Source organism: Corynebacterium evansiae (assembly GCF_027570065.1).
In the GTDB taxonomy this organism is placed as follows: Bacteria; Actinomycetota; Actinomycetes; order Mycobacteriales; family Mycobacteriaceae; genus Corynebacterium; species Corynebacterium evansiae.
The window spans coordinates 20,199-31,310 of sequence record NZ_JAKMUT010000008.1 but is presented as its reverse complement, the minus strand read 5'-3'; the positions used below and the strand labels follow the sequence as shown (position 1 = coordinate 31,310).

General features: G+C 58.1%; 10 protein-coding genes and 2 tRNA genes. 4 read left to right on the top strand and 8 right to left on the bottom strand.

Features of this window, described 5'->3' with window-relative positions:
• Positions 1-34 precede the first annotated feature (34 nt).
• Positions 35-1,021, bottom strand: coding sequence for an alpha/beta fold hydrolase (locus L8V00_RS08880; protein ID WP_269944796.1), 987 nt, complete (start codon positions 1,019-1,021; stop codon positions 35-37).
• 141 nt (positions 1,022-1,162) lie between these two features.
• Here L8V00_RS08880 and L8V00_RS08875 point away from each other — a divergent pair, with 141 nt between their 5' ends.
• Entirely contained in the window at positions 1,163-1,525 is a 363-nt protein-coding gene (locus L8V00_RS08875) for an acyl carrier protein (protein ID WP_269944795.1), read from the top strand.
• A complete protein-coding gene (locus tag L8V00_RS08870; protein ID WP_269944794.1) occupies positions 1,522-2,391 on the top strand; it encodes a serine hydrolase domain-containing protein in 870 nt (289 codons plus the stop codon). The genes L8V00_RS08875 and L8V00_RS08870 overlap by 4 nt, the downstream gene beginning before the upstream one ends.
• Before the next feature lie 52 nt (positions 2,392-2,443).
• Here the strand turns inward: L8V00_RS08870 and L8V00_RS08865 are convergent, their stop codons facing one another.
• The 5 genes from L8V00_RS08865 to L8V00_RS08845 all read right to left on the bottom strand — a co-directional run bounded on the left by L8V00_RS08865 (position 2,444) and on the right by L8V00_RS08845 (position 7,172).
• Positions 2,444-3,382, bottom strand: coding sequence for an amino acid ABC transporter permease (locus tag L8V00_RS08865; RefSeq protein ID WP_269944793.1), 939 nt, complete (start codon positions 3,380-3,382; stop codon positions 2,444-2,446).
• On the bottom strand, positions 3,382-4,068 hold the full coding sequence (locus L8V00_RS08860) for an amino acid ABC transporter permease (protein ID WP_034986781.1): 687 nt from the start codon (positions 4,066-4,068) through the stop codon (positions 3,382-3,384). Before L8V00_RS08860 ends, L8V00_RS08865 begins: the two co-directional genes overlap by 1 nt.
• A gap of 16 nt (positions 4,069-4,084) precedes the next feature.
• Complete coding sequence (locus L8V00_RS08855; protein WP_269944792.1) at positions 4,085-4,981, bottom strand: glutamate ABC transporter substrate-binding protein; 897 nt, start codon at positions 4,979-4,981, stop codon at positions 4,085-4,087.
• Positions 4,982-5,000: 19 nt separating this feature from the next.
• Positions 5,001-5,729 (bottom strand): amino acid ABC transporter ATP-binding protein, encoded by a 729-nt coding sequence (locus L8V00_RS08850; RefSeq protein WP_269944826.1) that lies wholly within the window; start codon positions 5,727-5,729, stop codon positions 5,001-5,003.
• 214 nt (positions 5,730-5,943) lie between these two features.
• Positions 5,944-7,172 (bottom strand): IS3 family transposase gene (locus L8V00_RS08845; RefSeq protein ID WP_269944791.1). Its coding sequence is split into 2 segments (ribosomal slippage): positions 5,944-6,899 and positions 6,899-7,172, totalling 1,230 coding nucleotides; the frame shifts between segments, so codons are not numbered across the junction.
• A 77-nt stretch (positions 7,173-7,249) separates the two neighbouring features.
• On the opposite strand from L8V00_RS08845, the gene L8V00_RS08840 reads away from it, so the two are divergent.
• On the top strand, positions 7,250-8,176 hold the full coding sequence (locus L8V00_RS08840) for a MamI family restriction endonuclease (RefSeq protein WP_269944790.1): 927 nt from the start codon (positions 7,250-7,252) through the stop codon (positions 8,174-8,176).
• Between the two features lie 3 nt (positions 8,177-8,179).
• Here the strand turns inward: L8V00_RS08840 and L8V00_RS08835 are convergent, their stop codons facing one another.
• A complete protein-coding gene (locus L8V00_RS08835; protein ID WP_269944789.1) occupies positions 8,180-10,177 on the bottom strand; it encodes an HsdM family class I SAM-dependent methyltransferase in 1,998 nt (665 codons plus the stop codon).
• A gap of 426 nt (positions 10,178-10,603) precedes the next feature.
• Positions 10,604-10,680 (bottom strand) — tRNA-Ile (locus L8V00_RS08830).
• Between the two features lie 234 nt (positions 10,681-10,914).
• Between L8V00_RS08830 and L8V00_RS08825 the strand changes: the two genes are divergently transcribed.
• Positions 10,915-10,987 (top strand) — tRNA-Asn (locus tag L8V00_RS08825).
• The last annotated feature ends 125 nt before the right edge of the window (positions 10,988-11,112 follow it).

Here is an 11,112-nt window from a genome sequence, read left to right as displayed (position 1 = left end):
GCTAGCAGCTGACTAGCGGCTAACTAGCCGCGAACTAGCTCAGCAGGTTCAGCAGCGCCCGGGTGACGTCCTCCGGGCGCTCGACGGGCAGCATGTGCCCGGATTCCGGGTACTCGTGGAAATCGGCACGCGGCCAAAGGTCATGGATGCGTTCGCTCTGGCTGGGCGGGGTGACGTCATCCATAGCGCCGACCAGGATCTCGCCGGGAATGTCAGCCAGTAGCTCGGCGGCGGCAAGCTCGTCGTGCTCGGTCAGGTCGTCCAGGTAGCCCAGTAGCGTGCGCATGGACGTCCCGGCGATCTCGTTGGCGTGGAAGGTCAGGACGTCGAAGTTATCGGATTCCCCTTCGTCCAGCGAGCCGTGGTAGATGAATGCGGCGATGACGGGCTTGATAGCCCATTCCACCAGCGACTTTGCCCATTCCAGGCGGCTCGGGCTCTTGGCGCCCAGCCAGCGGGTCGCCCGCACCAGACGGGAATGCAGAATCTGGGACACACCCGCAGAGGCGAAGGTATCGATCGCGCCGTTGATCAGCGCGATGCCACCCACCCGCTGCAGGTCGGCCTTGTCCAGGTGGCGCAGGCCGCCAAGTACGGTCATAGCGCCCATCGAATGACCCGCCAGGATCAGCCTGCCCGTCGGCGCGAGCTCGCGGATGGTCGCGGCCAGGTCGATGGCGGTGCGTTCAATGTCCAGCCCTGGGGCATCCTCGCTGGCTCCGTGACCGCGCAGATCCGGCAGCAGGATGCGTAAGTTCGGCTGCTCGCGCAGTGCGGCCAATTGGAAGAACCAGGAAGCCGCCGTCAGGTTGAAGCCGTGCACGAGAATGAGGGTTGTAGGGGCGGACGAGGGGGCGTCCTCAAAAGAAAAAGAGTAAGAACGCACCTCGTGGACCGCGACCTTAGTGCCGTCGTCCATGGTCAAGCGATGGATCCAGCGTGCGCGCGGCAAGCCCGGTACGGCGGGAGGGTCGCGCAACACGATGCTGGCGAGGTTGCGGACGGCGGTGACGGGACGCATAGGAATGACCTTCGCAAGATTGTTAGGATGAGTGTACAAACGGCCGCGCGATGCGGGATTGCGCTGGAGCTTTAGCCACAAGGCTTTTAGCTTAGCGCCCGGCGCGTGGGCGAATATGGAGTGGCAGGAGAAGGAACGATCATGGCTGAACAAAACAACCAGCTGGCTGCGGCGCTGTCGAAGAAGCTGAAGAAGGACGGCGCGGAAGGTGCCAGCGCTGGCGCCGAGGGCACGGCGGGCGCGGACAAGAACGGCGCTAGCTCGGCTGGCTCCGGCGAGAAGGACAAGCGCAGCATCGTACTGGACGTCGTGGAAGACGCGACGGGCATCGAACGCGAGGAGCTGGAGGGCTCCAAGCGCCTGGGCGACGACCTGAACATCGACTCACTGTCCCTAATGGACATTGCCGTGCGCCTGGAGGAAGAGTTCGGCGTGGAGGTGCCGGACGAGGACATCAACCGGGTGAAGACCATCGACGAGCTGGTTGGCCTGGTGGACAAGTGAGCAGCGCTGTAGAGGACGTACTCGCCGAGCTGCAGGACTGGCCCGTCGATAACGTGGCCGCAGCGGCGCTGTGGGAGGGCGAAACCGCCGACGGCGCGGACGCCCGCACCGCCACTTACGGCGATACGTCCGCGCAGTTCCCCCTGGCCAGCGTGAGCAAGCTGATCACCGCCTACGCCACGCTGCTGGCCGTCGAGGAGGGCGCCTTCGAGCTCGACCAGCAGATCCCCGCCGAGTTGCTGCCCGAGTTCGACGACCTGCCGACCGTCCGCGAGCTGCTGGCCCACACCAGTGGCATTGGTTTCCGCGACCGCACTCCGGAGAAGCCGCGCGGCACCCGGCGGATCTATTCCTCCGCGGGCTACGAGGTGCTGGCGGATTTCATCGCCGCGGAGGCCGACATGCCCTTCGCGGACTACGTCGCCGAGGGCGTATGCGCGCCGCTGGGCATCGAGGTGAAGGTCGAGGGCAGCGCGGGGCATGGTTTCTCTGCCTCGGTCGATACTCTTGCGGTGTTGTGTTCTGAATTCTTGACGCCCTCACTCCTGGCTCCCTCTACCTTGAACGAGGCGCTGGAGCCCCAGTGGCCGGAGCTGTCCGGGGTGGTACCGGGCTATGGAATGCAGAAGCCCTGCCCGTGGGGCTTGGGCTTTGAGCTGCACGGTGAGAAGTCGCCGCACTGGTTGGGTGAGAGCATGCCTGGCACGGTGGCGGGGCACTTCGGCCAGTCGGGGACGTTCCTGTGGATCGACCGAAGTGGGAGCAAGAAAAAAGCCGCCGTCGTCCTTACGGATGAGAACTTCGGCGACTGGGCCAAGCAGCGCTGGGATGGCTTCAACCAGCGCCTATGGGAGGCGCTGGGCTAGCTCCCCCCCCTGCCCCGCCCTGGCAGCGTTGAGCTAGCCTGGCGCGGCGCGGCTACTCGAAGGTGGTGCGCAGGTCCTCGTGGCCCTCTGCGCGCCAGTCAACGTAGGCGTTGTCCTTGGTTTCGATACCCTGTTCCTTCTGGTGCGGAACCTTGGCCACGATGTTGCGGCGCGCACGGCCGGAACGCAGCTGGACCTCGATACGCTCGGCCAGCTTCGCCAGGATCATGTTGATCACGATCATGATCACTGCGATCAACAGCAGGGCCGGGATCATCGCGCCGTAGTACTCGCCCAACTGGCGGCCGGAGCGGACGACTTCCACGAAGCCGATCATGTAACCCAGCGCGGAATCCTTCAGGGCAATGATCATCTGGGAGATGATCGCCGGCAGCATGGCGGCCACTGCCTGCGGCAGCAGGATTAGGTTGATGGACTGGCGGTGGCTCAGACCCAGCGCAATCGCTGCCTCACGCTGGCCGCGCGGCAGCGACTGAATGCCGGAGCGCAGGGTTTCTGCGATCACGGAGCCGTTGTACATCGTCAGGCCGAAGACCACTGCGGAAAAGCCCAGCCAGCTGGAGGGCACCAGCTGCAGCAGGGAGAACACCGCGTAGGCGAAGAGCATCAGTACCAGCACTGGGATGGAACGGAAGAACTCCACGATGATGCCGCAGATCCAGCGCACGGGTGCGGAGGTGGACAGTCGGCCCACGCCCAGCAGCGCACCGATGGCCATCGCCAAGACGATGGAGACCACAGCCGCGCCGATCGTGGAGATCAGGCCTGGGATGATGTAGGTCGTCCACGTGGTGCCCTCCAGGAAGAAGGACCACTTCTCGGACTCAAACTGCCCCTTGTCGTTGAGCTTCATTGCCACCAGGACCAGGATCACAGCGACCACTACGACGGTAATCGCCGTGAGGATCGAGTTGAGCCTGCGCCCCTTCGGGCCTGGGGCGTCATAAAGAACCGTTGCACGTGTAGTCATTAGCGCTTCACCGCCCATCGCTTACCTGCCCAGCCGAAGAACAATCCGGTAGGCAGCGTCAAAATGATAAATCCGATTGCGATAACTCCGAAGATCACCAGAATGTCGCTGGCGTAGTCCTCCGTCAGGGTCTTCATCAGCAAGGAAGCCTCAGCGACACCAATCACCGAGGCGATGGTGGTGTTCTTGGTCAGCGCGATCAGGGTGTTGCCCAGTGGCACGATCGCGCCGCGCAGGGCCTGCGGGAAGATCACGTGCCGGAAGTTCTGGCCGAAGCTAAGCCCCAAGGAGCGGGCGGCCTCGGCCTGGCCGAAGGGCACCGTGTTGATGCCTGAACGCAGGGATTCCGCCACGAAGCAGGAGGTATAGGCCACGAAGGCTAGGACTGCCAGGCGGAAGTTCTGCTTTTCGATGAAGGAATCGTTCTCCACCGCCAGCAGCAGGCCCAGGTTGTAGTACAGGCCCATGGAGGCCAGCAAAATGATCAACGTCAGCGGGGTGTTACGAACAATGTTGATGTACCACGCGGACAGGTTACGCAGGATGCCCACAGGGCTCACGCGCATGGCGGTCAGGATAATGCCGAAGATCAGCGACCCGACCGCGGAGAAGAACGTCAACTTGATGGTCACCCAAAATGCGGGCAGCAGTTCGGGCTTCATCTCGGACCATAGTTCGGGGTTCATAATGCGTTCCTCCTTCCTACTTCTCGTCGACGAACGACAGGTCGCCGATCTTTGGCTTTTCGCCGATATCCACATTGTCGCCTAGGTTCTTGGCGACAATCTTCTGGAACTCGCCGGAATCGTGCATTTCGTTCAGTGCTTCGTTGACCTCGGCTTTGGCTTTGTCGTCGCCCTTGGGCAGGCCGATGCCGTAGTTTTCGTTAGTCCAGAAGCTGCCGTCATCGTTCTTTAGCTGGATGACGCTGTACTCTTCGCCGAATCGCTCCTTGTAGCGCTGCGCGAAGCCAGCCAGAATCGTCGCGTCCGTGGTGGTTGCGTCCACCACGCCCTGCTTCAGGCCTTCCGCGCACGCGGCGTAGGTGTCGAACTCCTGCAGCTGCACTTCTGGCAGCGCGTCCTTCACCTTCTGTGCCGGGGTGGAGCCGGATACGGAGCACAGGCGGGTGCCCGGCGCGATGTCGTTCAGGCCCTTGATGCCGGAATCTTCTCGGACGAGCAGTGCCTGGTGGGTGACCAGGTACGGGCCTGCGAAGTCCACGGCCTTCAGGCGGCCTTTGTTGATGGAGTACGTGGCGGTGATCATGTTGACCTCACCGTTATTGATGAGGGTCTCGCGCTGCGCGGAGGGGGTTTCACGCCATTCGATTTCTGGCGTGGCCCAGCCGTGCTTCTTTGCGATGTATTCCACCACGTAGCGGGATACGTCGGTATCCAGGCCGGCGAACTGCTTGTCTGGGGTGCGCTCCCCCAGGTTCGGCTGGTCGTACTTGGTGCCCATTACGACGTGGCCGGATTCGATATCCGCCAGCAGGTCGCGGGCACCGCCAGAGCCGCACGCGGTCAGCGCCACCACGCTTGCGGTGGCGACCACTGCAGCGGTGAGGCGCTTGAGTGCGCTTTTGAAAGTAGACATGTGTAACTCGCTTCCCGAACTAGTGGTTCACGATCTTCGCCAGGAAGTCCTTGGCGCGATCGGATTGCGGGTTCGTGAAGAAGGTCTCCGGGTCGGCGTCCTCAACAATGGCGCCATCGGCCATGAACAGGATTCGATCCGCGACGCGGCGAGCAAAGCTCATCTCGTGGGTGACAACCACCATGGTCATGCCGCCCTTGGCGAGGTCGGTCATGACGTCTAGGACCTCGTTGATCATCTCCGGGTCGAGGGCGGAGGTCGGCTCGTCGAAGAGCATCACCTTTGGATCCATGGCCAGTGCGCGGGCGATGGCTACGCGCTGCTGCTGGCCGCCGGATAGCTGAGCCGGGTACTTGTCGGCTTGGGCGGCGATGCCTACGCGGTCCAGCAGCTTCTCGGCGGTCTTGCGTGCCTCTTCCTTGCTGACCTTGCGGACCTTGGTGGGGGCCAGCGTGACGTTATCGCGGATGGTCATGTGGCTGAACAGGTTGAACTGCTGGAACACCATGCCCACCTCTGCGCGGAGCTTGGCGAGGTCTTTGCCTTCTTCCGGCAGCAGTTCCCCGTCGATGCGGATTTCGCCATCGTCGATGGTCTCGAGGCGGTTGATGGTGCGGCACAGTGTGGACTTGCCGGATCCGGAGGGGCCGAGGACCACGACAACTTGGCCCGCCGGTACTTCGAGGTTGATGTCCCGAAGAGCGTGGTACTCGCCGAAGTGCTTGTTCACTCCCTTGAGTTCAATCATTGGTTTGGAAACAGTGGGTTCAGACATGTTCCTTATTTTAAGTAATGGGGATCACTTTTAAGTAATCAAGGCCAAGTACCTCACTGCTACGTACTCTTCGCTCCCCATTCCTGACGCACTCACAACGAATTCGAGAAGGGCCCAACAGACCTACGGCTCGGTGGCTAGCGCTGAGTGTTTACGGAGAATTGAAGCGTCCTGGTTTTCGTTCCGCTTACTTAACGCCTAACGTTTGAGCACCTGATCGTTGATAGTAGGCGTCCTCCATCTCCTGTGGAGTAAAATATCCCAGGGATTGATGAAGTCGCTGGTTGTTCCACCAGTGCACCCAGCGAAGGGTGGCGATCTCGACTTCACCGACCGATGTCCACGGCCGATCGGGATAACTCAGCTCTGTTTTGTAGAGCCCGTTGACCGTTTCATCCAACGCGTTGTCATAGGAGTCGCCAACGGTGCCGACAGATGGATCAACACCCGCCAAGGCGAGCGCTTCACCGTAACGGATCGACACATACTGCGAGCCGCGGTCACTGTGGTGGACAAGCCCTTCTGAGCGAAGATCACCAGCGTGATACAGGGCGTGCTCAAAGGCCTCCAGCGGAAGTTCATCGGTACGCATGCTCGCCCGAATCGCCACACCGACGATCTTCCTGGAGTACACATCGGTGATAAACGCGGTGTAGACAAAACCAGATAAGGTGCGCACATAGGTGATGTCAGCGACCCACAACCGGTGCGGTGCGGGGGCAGTGAAGTCACGGTTGACCAGGTCAGGGCGGCCATCCGGCACGTTGGCCCGAAGCGTTGTCATCGGTGTGTGGCCACGCCTGCGGCCTTGAATGCCAGCGTGCTTCATCAAACGCGCGGTCTGATCACGACTGATGTTCCAGCCGGCGCGCTGCATAGCCTTCCACATCTTGCGGACCCCGTAGACGCTGAAGTTGTCCTCGTAGACCCTCACCAATTCAGGAATGAGCAGCGCATCCAGCAGACTCCTCGCCGACGGCGTTCGTGTTTTCGCCGCTCGGTAGCCACCAGAGGTGATGAACCCACATTCTGTCTCTTTCAATGTGCGACAGATAGCCTCGACCCCGAAGCGATCGCGATACGCATCGATGTATTCGATCATCTTCTGGTGGGACGGTCGAGTTCCGCCGCGGAAAAAGCTAACGCGGTTTTCAAGATCTCATTAGCCCTGCGTAGCTCCATAACCTCTTTCCGGAGCCTCTTCAATTCGTCAGCCGTTGACTCGCCGGTGTCAATCTCAACATCGGACGGGGCCATATTCGGCTTCAACCAGTCGTTGAGCGTGTGCGCTGGAATGCCGAGCTTTTCACCAATCTCAACGGCTGCACCCCATTTCGAGCACCCTTCGAGCTCAACGAGGTCCTCAGGCAAACGCACTGCCTTGGCCTTGAACTCGTCACTGTACTTCCTTGGCATGATTCCAATCCTTCTCTAGAAATGATCGGAACTAAACCCAGGACACTTCAGACTCTCGAAATTGATAGCATGGATCTATGCAGAAGGAAGTCAAGGAAGCAATCGACGCAGGTATAGAACTGCGGAGCGAAGTACTCTCAGGCCTCACTAGGTATCAGCGAGTACAGCTCTTGGAGCTCCTTTTCCAAGACTTTTTCGTAGACCAACACCGGTTACTACAGAAGTGGGCATCCTTGACGGGCCAAACTGCTCAAATTGACACTGGTTACATCGCACAGTTCGTTGCCTCAATCATCACTGGTATCCCAGGGCAGGGTTTCCGCGGCAAAGGAGATGATCTAGTAGATGGGAGTGAAGTCAAATCTGCTGCAAATATTTCCGGTGTTGATACACCACGCTGGAACCACAACATGGGTACAGCCGCTGCAGACGAGAAGAACCGACAGCAAGGCAAAAAGACAAACTCCGAAAAGTACTTAGAAGCTCCGCTTCTCTTTTACCTTCTTGCAGACAGGATTACCTCCACAGAAGACGACGCGCCACCTGAAACGCGCATCCGGGCCTGGTGCGTAGATGTACAGGCCGATATTGCCTGGCGGTCCCTAGTCGAACGCTACAATTACGAGAAAAGCGGTGGCACTTATAATCTCCAGCTCCACCCTCCTGTGGGCTACAACGACAACTTAGTGACCAACACAACATTCAACCTGGATTTTTCCGACGTCCTTGTTTTTGACTATCGCATCGCTCTCAAGACAGACGGTACCGACGATCACTATTGGAACGTTGAACTTCCACAGAAGCTAATACCAATATCAGGTAGAACCAAGATTGTCGAAACAGTCAACAGAGCGAAGCAAAAGAAAACTCACACAGCCCCAGAGGATCTAGTGGCAGACATCGCAGTACTTCCGGATCATTTCCCAGTCATTCTCGACGCTGAAGTTGAGGATAAGCTAGATGAGGTTTCTGAGAAAGAAGGCGTACAGCTCGGAATTGAGTAAAACTCATTCAGTCGACATGACCGCAAAACTCCTCGCAAGCTCTACCCGGGCCTCCTCCAGCTGGCTAACATGCGCCTTAACCCTTTCATTTAGTTCTTCAAGGATGTCATCAGAGAGCTTCGGAACAACCAGATCAAGCACGTCCTGCGCAGAAATCCGGCGTCGAGAACTTGACGTACCACTTCCGAGTGGCCGTAACTGTACGGCAACATTCTGGTCATGAAGCAAAGCGAGAATCGCGTAGGGAAATTCCATGCCACGGAACACACCGAATTCTGAGGAGCACTCTACGATAGGCACCTTTTCCGGAACCACCGCCGCACGAAGTTTCGATGGATTAAGCAGCGACACGAGCAGATCGTTAGATTGAGCCAATTGGCCCGGGGTAACGGGACGGTATTCCTTAACTTCAACCCAATCGATCGAACCGTAAGCATCGACATGTAGGATCGATATAAATGGATTTTCACCAGTGCTCCTGGCAGCCGAACGCTTCTTCACAGCTTTGCAGTAATTCCCAAGAGTTACGCCGCCCGAAGAACTAATCACATGTCTCGCATCCATTGCTGCGGCATCGAATCGGCTCGGATCAATAGTGGTGAGGCCATCGCGTGGCACAACTGCGACAAGTGGCTCTGCGCAACGAACCTCAATTGCGAGCCCATCATAAGAAGCACTGGCGAGCTCCAAAACTTCAGGAAGAATCTTTTCTAGGTCGTTTCCGTCAGGATCTACCACAGCTTTTCCGGCCTTGCGCATAAATCCAACGTGTTCCGCTCTCGCAAGTAGAGCAGATGAGCTACCAGTCTTCTTCCGCATAAAAATGGCGCTCGTCTTCGCCACTGTCCCTGAAAGGGCAAAGGTGGCGGTCGGTAAAGACACGGAGGCAACCACTTCAAACGCTCCACCCCTCATTGCCTCAGTGAAGTGCCTCCCATTGATGATTCCATCCGGCAGGACTATCCCCATGATTCCTTCATCAGATAGCAGCTCGAGCCCCCGAGCTACACCGCCTAAAGCCGGGTCAATTTTTGAGGATGTCAGCGACTTGAAATATTTTCGAGCGACAGCGATACCGTCCTTAGAGTCGTATTTGCCGCCGCCAAAGGGAGGGTTGGTCAGAACTAGAGGGAACTTCCCAGAGAGTACCTGTAGTTCATCCCCACCAATCGAGTCAGAGACGACGAAAGCGCGTGGATTCTTCGCTCCGTACAGAATCATATTCAAAGCGCTTTTAGCAACAGCCGAACTTGACTGATCGGCGCCCACGATGCGAGTGACTAAATTCCGGCTCTCATCCAATTCTAGACCGGCGGATTCAAGAATCGCATGATAACCAGCAACCAAAAATCGTCCGGTACCGCAGAAAGGATCTACCAATATCTCATCGCTATCGTGCAGGACATCGGGTGACAAGAACGCCAAGGCCGTCTCAGCCATGAAGCGCGCGACGGAGCTTGGAGTCAGGTAAGTACCCAATCCCCCCGAGTGATCGTACCGGCCACTCAGAAATGCATCGAACGCGGTACCTAGGGGATCTACCAGGCTCGACTTGCTCGAGATGATGTCCTCAACCAGTTGCAGAGCTTCGCCAGCCACATCGCTACTCGTTAGACGGAACGGCTCGTCGCCCGGCCACAAGCTCTGTGTAGTTCCGTCAGGCCGATAAATGCGAAGCTCTGATCCCGACTGCGCAACCGCAAACATCTTCTTCAAGTCAGCGATAAGATCCTGTCTCGAAGCAGGAGTGGTGAAGACAGCATCGGCATCAATTCCGTTCTCCATATAGATTTGGGGTTCGGTAAGTGACGAATATCTGATATATATCAGCTTGGCGACTTCCTCGATTGCCGCGTTCGTGGAATTGAGTCCGCCCCGCATATATATGAGCTGGTGCAGTGCATCAATTTCTGACGCAAGCTGCAGTTCGTCCATCGATGCTTTTTTACCGACACCAAGCAACGGCGGTGTCAAATCAATGCTCTTGAGTCGTGTAGTCATCGCGTTCATCTTACCCTTCTCGATCACACGTCGGCGTGATGCACTCGCCCCGGCTGCGCTCATTGCCTGCAGCAGATATCAATGCGACTACTTCATGAACCCGTAGATCCTCGTGCAAGTCAAGCGGAACCTAGCTCTGCAAGTCATTGCCCAGCACTGACACTTTTGGACGCCTAATGCCTAACCTTTTGACGACACCCGATACTTTTTGACGGAGCCCCAATACATTTAGACGCCCTCGGGGTCGAGGTACCTCGATCCGCCTCCTCACTCCGGATTCGCGACCGGGAGCACCCGGAGCTGCCGTCCCCTACGCCCACCCAGCAGGCGGCTGCTTCCCAGAAAACCGGCCCTGACAAGCAAAAACGCCACCCATCCGGGGCGAAACAAGAGGACGCTCATTTTGTATCAAAATGAGCGTCCTAGTGGTGGGGCCAGCGGGGCTCGAACCCGCGACCAGCGGATTATGAGTCCGCGGCTCTAACCGACTGAGCTATAGCCCCTAACAAAGCCAAACCACCCCAACTGAGTAGCTTGCTCACAGAAGATTCAACCACACCGCCCGGCGCGGGCACTCATATACCCCGCTTTCGATGCATCGAATCCTTACCGCACCCCTATCCACCCCTCAGAAATACGCCCCTGAACAGCCGATTTGTCTGTTTACACCATTGCCATATAGAGTATGATCTCGTTGCACAGAGCAAGGGAATCAACCCCGAGCTCACACAACTTAATCCCCTATAGCTCAGTTGGCAGAGCATTCGACTGTTAATCGAAAGGTCACTGGTTCGAGCCCAGTTGGGGGAGCAACTTACAAGCCCCGATCAGCTGCACTACGCAGACGGTCGGGGTTTGTCGCGTTGGAGCGGAAACGCTATAACCTTCAAAACTTCGCCACATAATCGAACTAATACTCGATTATGTGCTGACTT